The organism is Ornithinibacillus massiliensis, assembly GCF_018310345.1.
Lineage (GTDB): Bacteria > Bacillota > Bacilli > Bacillales > Amphibacillaceae > Ornithinibacillus > Ornithinibacillus massiliensis.
The window spans coordinates 1-18,203 of sequence record NZ_JAGXBY010000009.1; the positions used below are offsets into that span (position 1 = coordinate 1).

Annotated in this window: 17 protein-coding genes, 1 pseudogene and 1 other annotated feature; of the genes and pseudogenes, 16 read left to right on the plus strand and 2 right to left on the minus strand. The window is 37.0% G+C overall.

Going from position 1 to position 18,203, the window contains the following annotated elements; genetic code table 11:
* The 5 genes from KGF86_RS18060 to KGF86_RS18080 form a co-directional block, all read left to right on the plus strand.
* The coding region (locus KGF86_RS18060) for a hypothetical protein (RefSeq protein WP_211742629.1) at positions 1-181 on the plus strand (181 nt) is incomplete at its 5' end.
* Positions 178-744 (plus strand): glycerol-3-phosphate responsive antiterminator, encoded by a 567-nt coding sequence (locus tag KGF86_RS18065; protein WP_211742630.1) that lies wholly within the window; start codon positions 178-180, stop codon positions 742-744. The genes KGF86_RS18060 and KGF86_RS18065, both read left to right, overlap by 4 nt.
* 48 nt (positions 745-792) lie before the next feature.
* A complete protein-coding gene (gene glpK, locus KGF86_RS18070) occupies positions 793-2,283 on the plus strand; it encodes a glycerol kinase GlpK (RefSeq protein WP_211742631.1) in 1,491 nt (496 codons plus the stop codon).
* A 196-nt stretch (positions 2,284-2,479) separates the two neighbouring features.
* Positions 2,480-3,325: an SPFH domain-containing protein gene (locus tag KGF86_RS18075; protein ID WP_211742679.1), complete on the plus strand. Its 846-nt coding sequence runs from the start codon at positions 2,480-2,482 to the stop codon at positions 3,323-3,325.
* A 9-nt stretch (positions 3,326-3,334) separates the two neighbouring features.
* Positions 3,335-3,511 (plus strand): type II toxin-antitoxin system antitoxin, encoded by a 177-nt coding sequence (locus KGF86_RS18080; RefSeq protein ID WP_211742632.1) that lies wholly within the window; start codon positions 3,335-3,337, stop codon positions 3,509-3,511.
* A 558-nt stretch (positions 3,512-4,069) separates the two neighbouring features.
* Here KGF86_RS18080 and KGF86_RS18085 read toward each other — a convergent pair.
* The gene (locus KGF86_RS18085; protein ID WP_211742633.1) at positions 4,070-4,210 is read right to left on the minus strand and encodes a hypothetical protein; all 141 of its coding nucleotides are present in this window, start codon (positions 4,208-4,210) and stop codon (positions 4,070-4,072) included.
* Positions 4,211-4,325: 115 nt separating this feature from the next.
* Positions 4,326-4,594 (plus strand) — a binding site (T-box leader).
* Between the two features lie 49 nt (positions 4,595-4,643).
* Here KGF86_RS18085 and metG point away from each other — a divergent pair.
* The 10 genes and pseudogenes from metG to KGF86_RS18135 all read left to right on the plus strand — a co-directional run bounded on the left by metG (position 4,644) and on the right by KGF86_RS18135 (position 16,722).
* Positions 4,644-6,284: pseudogene (gene metG / locus KGF86_RS18090) on the plus strand (methionine--tRNA ligase).
* A gap of 399 nt (positions 6,285-6,683) precedes the next feature.
* A complete protein-coding gene (gene aroD / locus KGF86_RS18095; protein ID WP_211742634.1) occupies positions 6,684-7,445 on the plus strand; it encodes a type I 3-dehydroquinate dehydratase in 762 nt (253 codons plus the stop codon).
* A gap of 385 nt (positions 7,446-7,830) precedes the next feature.
* Positions 7,831-8,409 (plus strand): RNA polymerase sigma factor, encoded by a 579-nt coding sequence (locus tag KGF86_RS18100; protein ID WP_211742635.1) that lies wholly within the window; start codon positions 7,831-7,833, stop codon positions 8,407-8,409.
* Positions 8,369-8,692 (plus strand): hypothetical protein, encoded by a 324-nt coding sequence (locus KGF86_RS18105; protein WP_211742636.1) that lies wholly within the window; start codon positions 8,369-8,371, stop codon positions 8,690-8,692. The genes KGF86_RS18100 and KGF86_RS18105 overlap by 41 nt, the downstream gene beginning before the upstream one ends.
* Positions 8,689-10,938 carry a carboxypeptidase-like regulatory domain-containing protein gene (locus tag KGF86_RS18110; protein ID WP_211742637.1) on the plus strand — a complete coding sequence of 750 codons (2,250 nt, stop codon included), beginning with the start codon at positions 8,689-8,691 and terminating at the stop codon, positions 10,936-10,938. The genes KGF86_RS18105 and KGF86_RS18110 overlap by 4 nt, the downstream gene beginning before the upstream one ends.
* 421 nt (positions 10,939-11,359) lie before the next feature.
* Entirely contained in the window at positions 11,360-12,154 is a 795-nt protein-coding gene (locus KGF86_RS18115; protein ID WP_211742638.1) for a DeoR/GlpR family DNA-binding transcription regulator, read from the plus strand.
* A gap of 6 nt (positions 12,155-12,160) precedes the next feature.
* Positions 12,161-13,456, plus strand: coding sequence for a UDP-N-acetylglucosamine 1-carboxyvinyltransferase (gene murA, locus KGF86_RS18120; protein WP_211742639.1), 1,296 nt, complete (start codon positions 12,161-12,163; stop codon positions 13,454-13,456).
* 123 nt (positions 13,457-13,579) lie between these two features.
* Positions 13,580-14,521, plus strand: coding sequence for a hypothetical protein (locus tag KGF86_RS18125; protein ID WP_186870503.1), 942 nt, complete (start codon positions 13,580-13,582; stop codon positions 14,519-14,521).
* Between the two features lie 95 nt (positions 14,522-14,616).
* Positions 14,617-15,672, plus strand: a complete 1,056-nt coding sequence (locus KGF86_RS18130; protein WP_211742640.1) for a M42 family metallopeptidase — start codon at positions 14,617-14,619, stop codon at positions 15,670-15,672.
* Between the two features lie 288 nt (positions 15,673-15,960).
* The gene (locus KGF86_RS18135) at positions 15,961-16,722 is read left to right on the plus strand and encodes a class I SAM-dependent methyltransferase (RefSeq protein WP_211742641.1); all 762 of its coding nucleotides are present in this window, start codon (positions 15,961-15,963) and stop codon (positions 16,720-16,722) included.
* Between the two features lie 84 nt (positions 16,723-16,806).
* On the opposite strand, the gene trhA is transcribed toward KGF86_RS18135, so the two are convergent.
* On the minus strand, positions 16,807-17,454 hold the full coding sequence (trhA, locus tag KGF86_RS18140) for a PAQR family membrane homeostasis protein TrhA (RefSeq protein ID WP_186870973.1): 648 nt from the start codon (positions 17,452-17,454) through the stop codon (positions 16,807-16,809).
* 134 nt (positions 17,455-17,588) lie between these two features.
* Here trhA and KGF86_RS18145 point away from each other — a divergent pair, with 134 nt between their 5' ends.
* On the plus strand, positions 17,589-18,194 hold the full coding sequence (locus tag KGF86_RS18145) for a DUF1836 domain-containing protein (protein ID WP_186870972.1): 606 nt from the start codon (positions 17,589-17,591) through the stop codon (positions 18,192-18,194).
* The last annotated feature ends 9 nt before the right edge of the window (positions 18,195-18,203 follow it).

Genomic DNA, 18,203 nt, shown 5'->3' on the forward strand with positions numbered 1-18,203 from the left:
TACTGAAAGTAGCAGGCATCCGCCAGCTACTTTCAGAGAAAAATCGAACAACTCGAAAAGGCAAGGGAGAAATACGACTCGTTTTTCTCCCTTGCCTTATTTTTTAGGACTTATGGGACAGCCCCATTATTATATTATTTATATACTGGCGATAGGGATGAAGAAAGAGGTGATTTGTTGAATTTTAAAGGGCAAGCAATTATACCGGTAATTGGAGAAATAAAGGACATTGATAAATTCCCAGATTATAATTATACGTATTTTGCAGTATTAAATGCTCATATATCTCGATTGAAACCGATTTTTCAATTCGCTAAGCAGCATAAGAAACAATTATTACTTGATATCGATTTAGTTCAGGGATTAAAGTCTGATGAATATGCTACAGAATATATTTGTCAGGAGTACAAACCCTTAGGTATTATCTCGACAAAGCCAAATGTTATTATGAAAGCGAAACAAAAAGGGGTTCAGACTTTTCAACGAATATTTTTGTTGGACTCGAAGTCGATTGAAAGAAGTAGTAAATTAATAGAACGAACTGATCCAGACTATATTGAATTACTTCCTGGTGTTGTCCCTAAGATCATACGTCAATTTAGTCAACAGACCAATAAAGAAATAATCGCTAGTGGATTTATTGAAACCGTTGAAGAGGTACAACAGGCAATAGATGCAGGTGCAACAACTATTACGACTTCAAGTAAAGAACTTTGGGATTATTATAATCCTACTTCCGACTAGTGTTTCATGTTGCAATTAAAGAGAGAGGAATAAAGAGGGGATTTCGAAATGGATACATATATATTAGCAATTGATCAAGGTACTACTAGTTCACGTGCCATTATTTTTAATAAACAAGGAGAAATTGTACATATAGCCCAAAAGGAGTTCAATCAATATTTTCCAAAGCAGGGCTGGGTAGAGCATGATGCGAATGAAATATGGGCATCGGTGCTATCTGTCATCGCTACATCCCTAGTAGAATCAAATATCAAACCAGAACAAATAGCTGGAATTGGCATTACGAACCAACGGGAAACAACTGTAGTCTGGGATAAAAATACTGGAATTCCGGTATATCATGCTATCGTTTGGCAATCACGTCAAACAGAAGCAATCTGTCAGGAATTAAAAGATAATGGCTATGAGAATCTAATTAGAGAAAAAACGGGTCTATTAGTGGATCCATACTTCTCTGGAACGAAGGTAAAGTGGATCTTAGATCATGTTGAAGGAACGAGGGAAAGAGCAGAAAAGGATGAGCTATTATTTGGAACAATCGACACATGGCTAATCTGGAAATTCACTGGTGGAAAAGTTCATGTAACAGATTATTCCAATGCCTCTCGTACGATGATGTTTAATATTCATGAATTAATATGGGATGAAGAATTATTAGATATGTTAACTATTCCTCAATCCATGCTACCAGAAGTTCGTTCCTCATCCGAGGTTTATGGAACGACAGACAATTATCATTTATTTGGGCAAAATGTCCCAATTGCAGGTGTGGCAGGTGACCAGCAGGCAGCTTTATTTGGTCAGGCATGCTTTCAAGAAGGAATGGTTAAAAATACATATGGTACCGGTTGCTTTATGTTAATGAATACCGGTGAGCGTGCGGTTCAATCTAAGCATGGATTATTAACGACGATAGCTTGGGGGATTGACGGAAAGGTAGAATACGCTCTAGAGGGAAGTATCTTTGTTGCGGGTTCAGCTATTCAATGGTTACGGGATGGAATGCGTATGTTTCAAAATGCTGCTGACAGTGAAACATATGCTACACGGGTTTCCTCAACAGAAGGAGTCTATGTAGTGCCCGCGTTTGTAGGATTAGGTACGCCTTATTGGGATAGTGATGCACGTGGTGCGGTATTTGGCTTGACTCGTGGAACAACAAAAGAGCATTTTATTCGGGCTACACTAGAGTCACTAGCATATCAAACGAAAGATGTATTGACCTCTATGCTTAAAGATTCTGGAATATCTTTACAATCATTACGAGTAGATGGTGGTAGTGTTAAGAATGATTTCCTGATGCAATTCCAAAGTGATATTTTAAATGTTCCTGTTGAACGACCTTTTATAAAGGAGACAACAGCATTAGGGGCAGCATATTTAGCTGGTTTAGCGGTAGGATTCTGGGAAAGTAAAGAAGAAATTGCATCCCAATGGAATTATGATATCGTATTCGAACCGCAAATGGAAGAATCGAAAAGAGAGAACCTATATAAAGGATGGAAAAAGGCAGTACAAGCAACGATGAATTATAAATAACGTTCGTCATGGGAATAAGCTTTATTAGTTCGAAAAAAATATATCTGAACTCACATTGGCAATTCGTCTCGTATGAATTACCGTGTGAGTTTTTTTATGTGAAAACGAGGAAAAGATTTGCGAAAATTCATAAACATGATATCATAATGATATAAGAACGATATTTATTAAAAAGGTGGGATTTGTTATGAGTGGGATTAAAGAGAAAAATGCTTGGGTAATGAATGGTTATCTTGGGATTCTTGTCATTGCAGGGTTAATTGCCGGAACGGTATTTAGCTTTGTAGAGGAGCAATTTATCCTTGGTGGAATTTTGATTGTGTTAGCTATTGTGCTAGGATCTGGTATAACTATGATTCAACCTAATCAATCTGTCGTTGTTATTTTTCTTGGTAGATATATGGGGACAATAAGACGGGAAGGGATTGTACTGACGATTCCATTTACTGTACGAAAAACTATCTCGCTTCGTGTGCGAAATTTTAACAGCAATAGATTAAAGGTAAATGATGTTAATGGGAATCCAATCGAAATCGCAGCAGTAATTGTATTTAAAGTTATTGATGCAGCAAAAGCTGTTTTCGATGTAGACCGTTATGAACAATTTGTTGAAATCCAAAGTGAAACAGCTATCCGTGCTGTAGCAACAAAGTATCCTTATGACAATTTTGAGGTTGATGAATTAACATTAAGGGGAAATGCAGAAGAAGTTTCCACGGAGTTAACGGAAGAATTACAAGAAAGATTACGTGTGGCAGGTGTTGAGGTTATTGAGGCAAGGTTAACCCATTTAGCATACTCTACTGAAATCGCCCAAGCGATGCTTCAAAGACAGCAGGCAAGTGCCATTATTTCTGCTCGAAAACAGATTGTCGATGGTGCAGTGGGTATGGTACAGGATGCGATTGAACGACTTGAAAAAGAAGGTATTGTAGATTTAGATGATGAGCGTAGAGTTGCTATGATTAATAACCTTCTTGTTTCTATTGTATCAGACCACGGCACACAGCCAGTCATTAATACAGGTTCACTATACCAATAGAGAAGTGATATGATGAAGAAAAAGAATTTCCCATTACGCATTGACCCGAAACTGTACGATGCCCTTGAAACTTGGGCTAACGACGAATTTCGCAGTGTCAATAGTCATATTGAGTTTTTGCTTAGAGAGGCTATGAAAAAGGCAGGAAGACTACCGAAGAAACAGGAAAATAGTGAAGGGGAATAAGATTGAGAAGGAGCCTTTAAATTAAGGCTCCTTTTCTTATATAGAAAGACATGTAGAACGCCACAGCGTTTTAAACTTTGGTGTTTTTATATTAGGTGAGGTGCGTGAAATTCTGTAAAAGTTAACATTTTCGCGCGATATACAATCAATTTCGCGCGAGTTTCATTAAAAAACGCGCGACGTTTAGTATAAATCGCGCGACAGATAAAGTCTCGCGCGATTTTTGGGGAAGGCCGCGCGAAATTCATGGGAGCCCGCGCGAAAATAGGAATCCTCGCGCGATTTTTGAGGTAGTTCGCTCGAAAATTAAGGACCCTCGCGCGAAACCAGGAATTCCGCGTGAAACTAGGAACAGAGAAGGTTCGTCAGTGCCCTTAAAGTGCGTTCAGCACTGAAGTTAATCTAAGGGTAGGGGTGAAAAGAATATTAGTTAATCGAACGAAGAAATCAAGGAGGGGAGTAATGTCTTTCTGTAGTAACTCCCCTCCTTGTTGCTGCATTCTTTCATTGAATATATGGAGTTCATAAAGAGAACTTGAGACTTTTCACATGGGGATTCTACATATCTTCATTATCCTTATCTTGATATTTACTGCTAGTTAATACTTGGGATAAGTTAGTTAACGCTGGATTTTTTTCCTGATTACTATAACTTTTCGTGTTTTTGTTGCACTGTTTCTTATTTTGTTGCTTTTCCATCTATATCAACCCTCCTTATCTTTATCTTTACCTAGAAATATGGAAGCTATGTTTTTGTAACTGTGAAAAAAACTATGCAAAACGAAACGTATATGTCATAATAATAAAAATACTTTTAACGGTGATGAAGAGGAAAGTAAATCAATTGTGTTTTCTCCCCAGAGAGCTTCGGTAGCTGAAAAGAAGCAGAAAATAGTTGATTGAAAATGGCCTTGGGGCTTCAGAGTCGACTTTTCATATTTGAAAATAGGCCCCTGACGAGATTTGGCACTCGTTACAAATGTCAGAGTATAAGTGTGTATCTACACTCCGTACTTACTGAGGCTAATAATGTGAATTATTAGTGAATTAAGGTGGTAACACGAGCTAACCCTCGTCCTTAGACATTGTCTAGGGACGAGGGTTTTTTATTTTTTTATGAGGAGGAAAAAGGATGAGTATTTTTATTGGTGGCGCTTGGTCATATGCGAATGGTTCCTTGCATATTGGCCATCTTTCTAGCTTATTACCGGGAGATGTATTAGCACGGTATTATCGTTTAAAAGGAGAGGAGGTTTTATATGTTTCTGGAAGTGATTGCAATGGTACGCCAATAGCAATTAAAGCGAAACAACAAGGGGTAAAGCCAAAAGAGATTGCAGAAAAGTATCATAAAGAGTTTAAAGAGAGCTTTGATCAGTTAGGATTTTCGTATGATTGTTATACCCGAATGGACACGGGATTACATCATGAAGTGGTGCAAAAGGTTTTTCTACAACTGCTGGAAAAGGGTTGGCTTTATAAAAAGAAGGAGGAACAATGCTTCTGTGAAACATGTGAACAGTTCTTACCAGATCGATTTGTTGAGGGTACTTGTCCCCATTGTAATGCGGAGACTAGTGGAGATCAATGTGATTATTGCTCTAATTTATTAAACCCAATTGAGTTTAGAAATAAAGCTTGTAAGACATGTGACGATGAACCAATTATAAAATCAACAGAACATTTTTATTATAAATTAAGCTCGTTACAAAAAGAGATGGAAAAAATTATATCTGAAGCTAAGATAAATAAAACATGGAGAGAGAATGCGGTTCATTTATCAGGGCGTTATGTTAAAGAAGGATTGGTAGATCGAGCAGTTTCCAGAGACCTTCCAAACGGTGTACCGGTTCCAGTGGAGGGCTATGAAGAGAAGAAAATTTATGTCTGGATTGAGGCGGTAACAGGTTATTATTCAGCAAGTAAGAAGTGGGCTTTGGAAAACAAAAGAGACGAAGCGGAGTTTTGGAATGAAAACACGATTGCTTATTATGTTCATGGCAAAGATAATGTTCCATTTCATTCGATTATTTGGCCAGCCATACTAAAGAGTATTAATAAAAATCCACTTCCTACCTATATAGTGTCTAATGAATTTGTAACGATGAGCAAAAGAAGCTATCGACTAGCGGAAACTGGGCTATATGGGTACCAGATTTGTTAAAACGATATCATCCCGACTCTATTCGATACTTTTTAATTGCGAATGCTCCTGAAAGCAGGGATGCTGATTTTTCGTGGAGGGGAATTTATATACAGTCATAATAGCGAATTACTCGGTGCTTATGGGAACTTTGTAAATCGGACCTTAAAGTTTGTTGAAAAGTCATTTGATGGTGTAACACCAAATGGTCATGTGGATAATGCAGTAAAAGGAAAAATAGGTAAGCTTTATCAGGAAGTTGGAACGTTGATTGAGCAGGCACAATTTAAGCTAGCGATAGAAGCGGTATTTCATTGTATTCGCTTTGCTAATAAATACTTTGATAAACAAAAACCGTGGATTCAAGTGAAAGAAAATAGGAGAGCATGTGAAGATTCTCTCGCAACCTGTGTCTATATGATTGTTAATTTTGCTCAAGTGTTGTTTCCGTTTCTACCTTTTTCAAGTGAGGCTATACAAAGAATGTTAGGATTTAAGGGGGAAAAGTGGGGTGAAATACCGTATACAACGTTTACTCTAAGGAAGATATACCCGTTATTTGAACGAATAGATGTGGAGCGAATTGAGGAAGAGGTTACTAGATTGAAGGAAAGCTCTGAAATTGCATAAGCTATATAGGGGTACGTATTGAACAAGGAGTCAATCTTATAAAACTCGCGCGATATACAATCAAATTCGCGCGAGTATCATAAAAAAACGCGCGACGTTTAGCATAAATCGCGCGACAGATAAAGTCTCGCGCGATTTATGGGGAAGGCCGCGCGAAATTCATGGGAGCCCGCGCGAAAATAGGAATCCTCGCGCGATTTTTGAGGTAGTTCGCGCGAAAATTAAGGAATCTAGCGCGAAACCCAGGCCCCCGCGCAAACCCCGCGCCCCCCAAAAAAGCCAACATATAAATAAACTTTCGAATACACGTAAATCACACTATAGCAACTATACTTTACTTAGATAATCGTAATAGATTAATATGGTAATATGTTGTGTAAGCAAGGAGTAGACAAAAAGATGCAAACCATTAAAGTGCGTGATATTACCATTGGTGAAGGATTACCGAAAATAATCGTACCAATTGTAGGTAGTTCTGAGCAGGAACTAATGTCTGAGATAGAAAAAGTCATGGCCATGGAGCCGGATATAATCGAGTGGAGAGCGGATACTTTTGAATTTGTAGAAGACTTACATTCGGTAATGAAAGCTCTTGGGAAAATAAGCGAATTAATAAAGAATGTGCCTTTGCTATTCACGTTTCGAACCATTCATGAGGGCGGTAATAAGGAAATACCATTAGAATATTATGAACAGCTAATGGTAAAAGTGATTCAATCAAGAGTGGCTGATATGGTAGATTTCGAACTGTTCTTGGATGATATGATGGTAAAAAGACTAGTTTCCTCTGCAAAAGAAAATCAGGTGTATGTTGTATTGTCTAATCACGATTTTCAAAAAACGCCTAAGAAGGAAGAAATTATCTCTCGTCTGATAGATATGCAAAATCTTGGGGCAGATATTCCGAAAATAGCGGTAATGCCGAAAAACAAGGAAGATGTTATTACCCTATTAGAGGTTACAAATATAATGAAGGAAAAATATGCCGATCGCCCATTCATTACCATCTCAATGGGAGGAGATGGATTAATAAGTAGGTTATCTTGTCACGTATTTGGTTCTGTAGCGACATTCGCTTCCGGTGTATCTGAGTCAGCACCAGGTCAAATACCGGTTTCAGAATTAAAAAAAGTATTAGCTATTATTCATAAATATAGTTAGCATAATTTTTCAACTAAACGAAGGCTAACCAGACTGCACTCATAAGGTAAATTCATATTGATTTAGCAAATTAATGTAAAGTAGTAACACTTTTCCTTATGGAAGAGTGTTTTTTTATCGTGATAAGAATGTATAAGCAGAGATGTCTAGTTCCGGGAGCCTGAGACTAGTAGACTTCCCTCAACTCTGTACGATAAGTCAACATCACCTCCCTACGGTCGTTGTATTTCCTTTATCTGCTACGGCTTAGTCAGTCTGTACGGCTCAAAGCGGACGCACTAAGCTTTTCTATTGCTCTAAACAGGGGCATGCTATAATTTTTTACAGATATGTTGCAACTTAATTTAAACTAGTAGCATCTAAGTATCAGAAAGGGGGAGCCAGCTTGCATCTTGTTGACCGGTTAAAAGATAAACAGGAAAGTGCACTTATAGAATTAATGAACCAGTATGGCGACTATTTAGTACGAACAGCCTATCTACTTTTAAAGGACCATCAAACAGCAGAGGAAGCCGTTCAGGATACATTTGTCATTGCCTATGAGAAGATTAGGCAGCTAGAAGACCCTGCGAAATTAAAAAGCTGGCTCACCGCTATTGTGATGAATTGTTGCCGAACTCGGATGCGTCGATGGAGCTGGAAAAATATTATACTAGCTTTCGAGAGTGACGAAATTCATGAAGATGAGACCACGCTTTCCCCAGAGGAAGAATTAATGGAGTGGATATGGAATGCTAATTTAAGCGAAGCAATACATGAGCTTGATTATAAATACCGAGAAGTGATTACATTGTTTTACTTTAATGAAATGAAAATTAGCGAAATTGCTGAGTATACAAAGGAAAAGGAAAATACAATCAAATCGAGGCTAAAGCGAGCACGTTTAAAATTGAAGGATATTTTGGTGAAGGGAGAGGAATTTCTTGAAGAAAACGAAAGCGCAATTAAAAGGCAAACTCGATAAGGAAATGGAACATATTCAGTTTTCTAACCATCAACAAGTACTGAATCATGTTTATCCGACTACTTGGAAACAGAAGCTTCTTAAGCTCTGGAATAAAGAGATTTCTATACCTCTCGTACCAATAAGTGTAGTGCTTGTCCTGTTTATTCTGGTGATGGGATATCCAGCAATAAAATCAATAGAGCAGCGGCCTGAGGAAGGAGCTTCCGATTCGATTAAACACGTTGACGGTTCGGGGTATTTCTATTGGGAATCAAATCAAAGGGGCGGTGAAAAGAGGTGAAGATTAGGGTCAAGGTGAAGCACTTAGTTATAGCTGTCGTAGGTATACTAACTTTCATTCCATTATTGATGACTTTCATTATCCCGAATCTGGAGTTATATCTGGCTGAAAAGAAAATTATTTCAGGTAAGGTTGAGGATAAACAAGAAATTCTCGAGCTTTTATCTACTACATCGATAGATAAAAAATGGGAGATTATTCAACAATATATGATAGATGATGGTTATACCGGTAAGTTTGACATCTATATTAGTCCATCAATGACATCATGGGGAGATCTTGAATCGAAAGTCATGGATTTTAGTTGGGAGGAGAAGCTTCCGTTCATAATAGATTTTGTGGAGAATGGGCCGTTAAATGAGAATTTAGTGACCGCTGCGAAGACTTTAGCTTTTTATTATGAACGTATTGGAGAAGTAGAAAAGGCTAAAAGTACTTTATATCAAGCATCTACTAGGTTAACATCGAACAACTATTCCTATGATCGGGAAGAGCTTCTTATAGAACGAATACGAATAGCTAAGAATCATGGCCAATGGGAAGAAGCGAATCAATATAGCCAAGATATGGAGAAAAACTTCAAAACACTTCAACTAGATAGCATCGCACAACTAGCTCAATTGAAAGCTGAAATGTTTCTTCAACAAGGAGACATTAAGGAAGCGTATCAAGAGGTTACAAAAGCGATAAAGCAATATGAAGAAGATTATAAAATTGAACGAGAAAAATGGTCCGACATTGATGATGAGCCAACTCTTGAAAACTATCCTTATTATCAACGATTGAAATCATTGGAGCAAACTTTGAGTGTTCTAAAAGCACGAGGTGGTGTTGGGAATGTAGTTAAGATTTCCGGGAGGGTAATAAAAAGTGATGGTACCCCGTTAAAAAATATTGGCGTTTTCTTAAAAGAAGAAAGTGATAATATTCATGCTATTAGACCAGATGAAAAATATCAAACCCTTACAGATAACGATGGATATTATGAGTTTAAAGGGGTCATACCGAATAATTATCAATTAGCCATTGGTGTTCATTATGATCAAATTAGTGGATGGACTTGGGTGACAGATATGTATGATACGGTGGCAATCGATGGGAGCAAGGATGATGTTACCTATGATATAACCTTACAGAAACTTATTGCTATTAAAACGCCAGTTAACGAGGAAGAATTAGTGGATAATACAGTGCACTTTGAATGGGAAGAAGTAGAAGGTGCTTCCTACTATGAGTTAGGATTTGGATATGAAATAGATGGTGGCTGGATTGGGACGGGTTCCATTTCGAATATTAAAGAATCTCAAGCAGATATTCCAGTAGAGGATATTTATAATTTACAGGGCGGGGTAGCTTTTGGAGATACTGATATAGTAAGCCCTAAATCATTATTAGCATACACACACCCAGAAAATCGTTATTATTGGAAGGTGGCTGCCTATGATGAAAACGGCAAAATAATTACTAAAAGTGATGGCGCTCTGTTAGATGATCAATCATATGGTAATCTACCTTTCTTTTATTTAAAACAACGAGAACTAACGACAACAGATCAATTATTAATAGATGGAAAAATACAAGAAGCTCTAAACGGGTACAAGGAAAACTATAAACAAAATCCAGATGATTTGCATAGTTTACGAATGATTATTCGGTTAATCGGGATAGAAGAAGACCATATACATGATAGAGATGAATTGGCAATTTCCTATATGGAAGATTTAGCGATGAAAGCACCTAGCCCCTTTAACATTCATGAAGTATTTCTGTATTATTTCAATCAGCGAGATTGGGAATTATTTCATAAATGGTTTGAATTATATAGGAAGCAAGTTGATATCCTTGATGAATACGATCAATCCCTATATGCTACTGTTTTAATGATGCAAGGACTACATCGTGAGGCAAGTAGCCAGTTTGCAGAAGCAATGTCTAAACAAGGGGATAATCGATATGTAGGGTATTGGTTAGCTAATGAATTATACTTAAATGGTGATTTCAATCATGCATTAGAAATTGCTATAGCGTATCCCCAATACGGATACGGGGAAATAGTCCCCAACTGGGTACATCTTGTTAGCAAAATGGCGGAAGAAAGTAAGCAGAGTAAGGCATATCATCAAGAAATGAGAGAAATCTTAACATTATATTTTGCTAATCAGGAAGAAGAATTGGCGAAATGGCAGAGCGAGACGGAATTTACTAATCTGAAAAAATTTATTAACGCGCTAGATGATGTAAATTAAACAGGTGGAGACTGGGACATAACGAAAAGAATTAAATGACAAACCGAATGATACATGATACTAGCTCCGGAAATATACGTAGACTCCAGCGGGAGGATAGGCATAGGTGAGACCCCACAGTGCGTAGCACGAGGAGGCTCACCAGCCGCCCGGCGGCAAGGTAGACACTGCGATGGTTTTATCGAGCAGATGTCGACCCTGTACTGGAAGTGAAAGCGAAGTATATTTCCGGAGCGTGGTCTTTGCTCATCATTCGGTTTTTCCTTTAAGATAAATTCTCTTGTCCCAGGCTCTACTTTTTAATAAAACGGATAAAAACAGAAATAACATGAATAATAATGAAAGAGTATTGACGAAACAGAACAACAAAGCATAGTATGAAAGTAACGTATTCGAGAGAGAATGGTGAGGAGTAATCTAGATGTTAGCAGAGGAGCGTAGGCAAATAATACTTGAAATTCTGCAAAAAGATGGTAGAGTAATTGCTAAAGAACTTGCAGATTTGTTCCAGATTTCCGTGGATTCAGTAAGAAGAGACCTTTCCATGATGGAAAATCAAGGATTATTACAAAAAACCTATGGTGGAGCTATAGCATTAAAAGCACTTCAAAAGGTAAGAACATTACCAACCTCTGAATCGAAAAGATACGGTATACCAGAACCTCATCAAGATGCCATTTCCAAGCTTGCATCCTCCTACATTCAGGAGCATGATACTGTATTTATTGGTGGAGCGGGAATACAATATGGGATGTTGAAGCACCTACCTGTAGACATTCCGTTTACATTAGTGACGAACTCCATGAAAATCGCTGAATCAGTACGTAAACAAAAAAATATTACCGCGTACTTAATTGGAGGCAAATTAAGAGGAGAATCAGCAGGTAGTATTATTGATATACTTGCTATCGAAATGATGAGTAAATTCTCGTTAGATATAGGATTTATTACAGGTGGTGGTATAACTGCGAGTGGAATTAGCACTGCCACACCTGAAGGAGCAGCATTTGCTCGTAAAGTTGCAGAGGTATCAAGAAAAAATATATGTTTAGCCCCAAATGAAAAAGTCGGACAAAACATGTTTGTTACTTCTGTCCCCATAGATAAAATTGATTTAATTATTACAGATGAAGCAGTATCAGAAAAAGTAATTCAAGATATAGAGAAAACAAATGCGGAAATTATTATTGTCAATACGACTTCCACTAAGGAGTGATACTAGTTGCAAGCAATTCGTGTAGACTATTCACCTACTATAAACGGTGTTGTTCAAATTCCAGGATCTAAAAACAGTTCACTAGCTTTGTTAGCGGCAGCTTGTCTTTCTGATGAAACGATTATACTCGAAGGGATACCTAATATAGCTGATTTTCGAGTTATTCGAGAAATGGGAGATGAAGTTGGCCTTAAAATAAAACGAGAAATTACAGGGGATATTTCGATTGATCCTAGATTTATATCCACAACGGATTTCAATCCAAAGAAGTCATCCTCTTTCAGAACAGCTTATTATTTCGTAGGAGCATTATTGGCTAAGTATGGAAAAGTGTCCGTTGGTTATCCAGGCGGCGATGATTTTGTTAGTCGCCCAATTGATCAGCATATAAAGGCACTAGAAATGCTAGGAGCAACCTTTACCTATTACCAAGATTATTATGTAGTGGAAGCAAAAGAATTACGTGGTGCAACAATTTATTTCGATACGATTACATCTGGAGCTACAATAAATGCTATGTTAACAGCAGTGAGAGCGAAGGGGGAGACCGTATTACTGAATGCAGCAAGGGATCCAGAAGTTATTGACACGGCTATTTTTCTTAATAAACTTGGAGCTAATATTAGTGGTGCTGGAACCGACACGATTCGCATAACTGGGGTAAATCACTTAAAGGGTGGTATCCATCGGGTGATTCCAGATCGATTAATTGCCGGCTCATTTTTAATCGGTGCAGGAGTAGCAGGAGGAAGTGTGACGGTTACTAATGTTATCCCGGAGCATTTAGGATCATGCCTAACGAAGCTACAAGAAATTGGAATAGAGATAGAAGTAAAGGAAAACGCAATAACAGCTCATTCAACGGGTAAATTACGTGCCTCTCGAATTCGGACTGGAATGTATCCAGGCTTTCCGACAGACTTACAACAACCAATGACGACTTTATTAACCCAGGCAACTGGTAAAAGTATTATTGCGGAAAAAATCTACCCAAATCGTTTTAAACATGTTGGGCAATTACGAAAAATGGGAGCAGACATCAGAGTGCGCTCAGGTGTTGCTTTTGTAAAAGGAAAAAGTAATTTGAAAGGTGCGATAGTCACGACTTCGGACATTCGAGCTGGAATCTCGTTAATTCTTGCTGGAATGGTAGCGGAAGGGACTACTTTTATCACTGGAGTGGATCATATTGAACGCGGGTATGAAGATGTTGTAGAAGCGTTCCAATCCTTAGGAGTTTACATTACAAAAGAAACGATTCCATATGGGGCTAACCACCAGTTCTTTGGTGAAGTGCAGTAGGACAGAAGGAAGTGCAGCATAAGTGCGCTTCCTTTTTTCGCTTTGAGGATGGATACGATTAACCATGAAACTATTTACTAGCTTAATCGTATGTATAGGTAGCGAATGAAAAGGGGGATTTCGATGATTTTAAATTTAAATGATCAAATCATTCAAGTAAAAGGTAAGATTCGACAGAAAAATAAACTTGAGTCACAGCTTCAAGATTACTACTCGGAACTCTCCGAAATTGAAAACACAATAAATCGCTTAAACACCCAATTGATGGAAGAAAAGGCTGATGTAAGAAAGTTAGAAGGGTTTCATATTGCTAATTTTTTCTCTACCATAACAGGGAAAAAATATGAAAAATTAGATAAAGAAAATAGAGAAGTATTGGCCGTTCAATTACAATTAGAAGAAGCAGAAAAGACGAGAGAAGAGGTTGCGAATTCGATTCTGAATGTTCAGAACAGACTTGGTGAAGTAGGGAATAGTGAAGAGTTGTATCAGGAATTGCTTAGTAAAAAGGAACATCTTATAAAGGAAAGTCATTATCGGTATGCTGACGAATTATATCGCTTGAGTGAAAAAGAAGGGGATATACAAGCTTATTTAAAGGAATTTAATGAAGCAATTCAAGCTGGCCAATATGCTGAGCAATCACTTCATAATGCGGAAGAATCACTGAGCTCTGCCTCTAATTGGGGGACACTCGATATGTTTGGTGGTGGGATGATTTCCGCAGCGATAAAACATAGTAGAATGGATGATGCTTCCGATTATATTCATATCGCCCAGTCACGAATGAGAGATTTTCAGAAGGAGTTATTGGATATAGATGAAATGATTCCTGTTGATACAGATATGCCAGGTTTATTAAAGTTTGCGGATTTCTTCTTCGATGGATTAATTGTAGATTGGATGGTTCAGGGCAAGATTAATGATTCAATTGACCAAGTAGGTGACCAGTTAATACAAGTACGACGCATATTAGCTAAGTTAAATACGGAAAATACCTATTTACAGAACCAATTAGCTAATCTATATGAGGAAAAAATTCAATTAATTGAAAGCTTTCGATAGGATTATTCCTTGAATTACTAAGAAATTGCCTGTTCATTCATCACGTGTCGCGTTACAATATAAATTAGTATATGAATTTGAGAGGGGTAGAAGTGGTGACGATATATCCAAATGTTCAAGAAACAAAAGAATTAATTAAGCAATTAGTATCAATTCCAAGTCCTACGGGATTTACCGCAAATGTTATTCAGTATACAGAGGATTTCTTGCAAAAGTTAGACGTTAAAACAAAGCGAATTCGGAAGGGCGGGTTACTTGCAACGATTCCTGGCGCCAATGATCAGGAGCACCGCTTTCTGACTGCACACGTCGATACACTTGGTGCAATGGTAAAAGAAGTGAAGAGCAATGGACGTCTTAAATTAGATTTAATTGGTGGTTTTCCATATAACTATGTCGAGGGAGAATACTGTAAAATCCACACTTCTAGTGGCAGTGTGTTAACAGGTACCATTTTAATGCACCAAACCTCGGTTCATGTGTATAGAAATACAGGCAAGACAGAACGAAACCAGGATAATATGGAAGTACGAATTGATGCTGAAGTTGATAATGCTGAAGCGGTTCGTGATATTGGCATTGAGGTAGGAGATTTTGTTTCTTTTGATCCACGTGTCGAGCTTACTGATAATGGATTTATAAAATCGCGTCATTTAGATGATAAAGCTAGTGTCGCGATTTTATTACAGGTTATAAAGAGGCTTAAGGAAGAAAATATTACCCTGCCATATACAACACATTTCTTAATATCTAATAACGAAGAAATAGGATATGGTGGTAATTCAAACATCACTCCAGAAACAGTAGAATATTTGGCTGTGGATATGGGAGCGATGGGTGATGGTCAGTCAACTGACGAGTATACGGTATCAATTTGTGTAAAGGATGCATCAGGCCCTTATCATTATGGCTTACGTCAACGATTAGTACAATTAGCGGAGAAACATGCTATTGGTTACAAGCTTGATATTTATCCTTATTATGGATCAGATGCATCAGCTGCTATTAAATCAGGTCACGACATTGTCCACGGATTGATTGGTCCGGGAATTGATTCGTCCCATGCTTTTGAGCGGACACATGAAAAGTCACTTATCAATACCGAAAAATTAGTATATCAATATGTGTTATCAGAAATGATATCGTATTAATTGGAAAATGGCATGCTACTTATAGGATGCCATTTTTTAATGGATGAAAACTACTTCCTAAGTTAGAAGTGTGATTTTTTTGAAAAAAATATGTATTTAGGTGGAAGATAATGTTAACATGAGAAGTAAATCCATACGGTAATAAAAGTTTACTTTGGAATCATAATGTTATAGCAAGAAGTGGTTGGGATTGAAATTCAAGAGAGTCTAGCTATATCAATTATTACCTAATGGTGAGAAACGAAGTAACTTAATAAATGTCTATAAATCAAAGAAGGAGGAGATTTTATGTTGGGTTATTACAGTAAGCTTTCTTCAGAGGTATATGATATTGATAAATATATTGGACTTTCATTCGGGGATGTAGAATTTTATAGTGAAAGATTAGAAACTTGTACAGGAAATATATTGGAGCCTGGAGTTGGCACTGGTCGAATTCTAATTCCATTATTAGAAAAGGGCTTCAACTTAGACGGATTTGATGTTTCAGAAGAAATGTTAACCATTTGCAGGCACAATTGCAAAATAAGAGGACTAAAACCAAAATTATTCAAGGAGAATATGGAGTCTTTCTCATTAGAAACAAACTATGACGCTATTATTGTACCAACTGGAACATTCCTACTTTTACATAATAGAGAAGATTCGCTAAAAGCTTTAAAAAATTTCTATCATCATCTTCAAGATGGAGGAAGACTAATTATAGATATCTTTTTACCGAATGATTTAACGACCACTAACGTAACGACAAGAACTTGGGAAACAAACGATGGGGATATGATCACACTTGAAAGTAAATTAGTTGATGTTGACGCTGTTAACCAATACACAATCACTCATAATCGTTACGAAAAATGGCAGAATGGTAAGCTGATTCAAACTGAACTAGAGCGATTTCCAATTCGGTGGTATGGGATAGAGGAGTTTAAACTGATTCTTGAGCAGATTGGATTTAAAGATATTATCATTTCAGCAGATTATGCGTATGGACAATATCCTACGAAATCAAGTGAAATAATTACGTTTGAAGCTGTTGCGAGCAAGGATTAACCGATTTATTTGGCATATATCTGTAGGTATGGAAAGATATAACTATAATAAAATGAGTAGCCAACCCTGTGGCTACTCATTATTTTATAATACGTAATAATAGATACACAAAAAGTGAAATAGACTACCAATTAATATGAAAATATGGAATATCTCATGAAAGCCCATATGTTTAAATTCGAGAAACTTTGGTTTTAACCAATAAATGACTGCACCTACCGTATAGGATACCCCGCCAAGAATTAAGTAAGTCATTCCAATAGGGGAGATGACATCCACTAGTGAAGGGCTAAAGAAAACAATGAGCCAGCCCATTAATACATATATTGCAGTTGATAACCAACGAGGTGCTTTAAACCAAATTAATTTATATAAAACCCCTAATAAAGCAAGTCCGTTTACAATTGAAAAAACAACCCAGCCAGAGTTCCCGCCGAGACCAATCAAACATATAGGAGTATAAGTTCCGGCAATTAATACAAAAATCATAGAGTGATCAATCTTTCTTAAGAAAGCAATAATATGATCTTTTGCTACTACCATATGATAGGTCGCTGATGCTGAATAGAGTAGAATCAAGCTTATACCAAAAATAATAACTGCTGCAATGGCAAGTGGAGAACCACTATCAATAGAAGCTTTAACAACCAGTGCTAATAGTCCAACAAAAGAAAGTACAGCTCCAAAAAGATGAGTAAATCCATTAATCGGTTCGCGAATATAGGTTTTCATGTTAACAACACCCTTTAATGTAGTTTTAATAACTACATATTACGATACACCCATTTCATCATCTAGTCAAGGTTTACTTTTTAAGTAATTGTAAAGTATAATGTAGAAAAATGATGATATAGAGGGTTTTGCTATTGGAAAATATAGATAAGTCACTAGAAGAATTACATTTAGATAATCAATTATTGCTAGAAGAAATGCCTGATTTAGGATTGTATATGGATCAGGTCATACAAATTTTTGAAAGTAAGCTGGAAAAATCGAAACGTCATGAGCAAGAAAAAGTATTAACGAAAACGATGATTAATAATTACGCGAAGGGGAAGCTACTCTTCCCAATTCAAAATAAGAAATACTCGAAGAACCATCTTATCCTAATAAGCCTGATATATCAGTTGAAAGGCGCACTTTCCATTCATGATATAAAGGTAACGTTAAATAAATTGAATGAAAAAATAATGGAAGAGGATTTTGATGTAGAAAAGATCTATCGAAGCTACTTAACGCTTTCACAAAATAATGTAGAACGATTTCTTGGGGATATTAAAGAATGTCAAGATGAGGTATCTCAGGAAGTATCAAAATTAGAAGATGTGGATTCTGATTACTTAGAACAAGTGCTTTTAATCGCTTCGTTAGTAAACATGAGTAATTATTACCGTAAACTAGCAGAGAAATTAGTGGATGGTCTTCCACGAGTAAAGGAAGAAAAAGAAAAGGTAAAAGATAATAAGAAATAAGGATTAGAA

What these genes read in the sequence shown, in the direction of transcription:
- KGF86_RS18080 (WP_211742632.1), top strand. Translation starts at nt 3,335, where the DNA reads ATGATGAAGAAAAAGAATTTCCCATTACGCATTGACCCGAAACTGTAC.
- glpK (WP_211742631.1), top strand. Translation starts at nt 793, where the DNA reads ATGGATACATATATATTAGCAATTGATCAAGGTACTACTAGTTCACGT.
- KGF86_RS18085 (WP_211742633.1), bottom strand. Translation starts at nt 4,210, where the DNA reads ATGGAAAAGCAACAAAATAAGAAACAGTGCAACAAAAACACGAAAAGT.
- KGF86_RS18125 (WP_186870503.1), top strand. Translation starts at nt 13,580, where the DNA reads ATGATTTTAAATTTAAATGATCAAATCATTCAAGTAAAAGGTAAGATT.
- KGF86_RS18115 (WP_211742638.1), top strand. Translation starts at nt 11,360, where the DNA reads ATGTTAGCAGAGGAGCGTAGGCAAATAATACTTGAAATTCTGCAAAAA.
- KGF86_RS18135 (WP_211742641.1), top strand. Translation starts at nt 15,961, where the DNA reads ATGTTGGGTTATTACAGTAAGCTTTCTTCAGAGGTATATGATATTGAT.
- trhA (WP_186870973.1), bottom strand. Translation starts at nt 17,454, where the DNA reads ATGAAAACCTATATTCGCGAACCGATTAATGGATTTACTCATCTTTTT.
- aroD (WP_211742634.1), top strand. Translation starts at nt 6,684, where the DNA reads ATGCAAACCATTAAAGTGCGTGATATTACCATTGGTGAAGGATTACCG.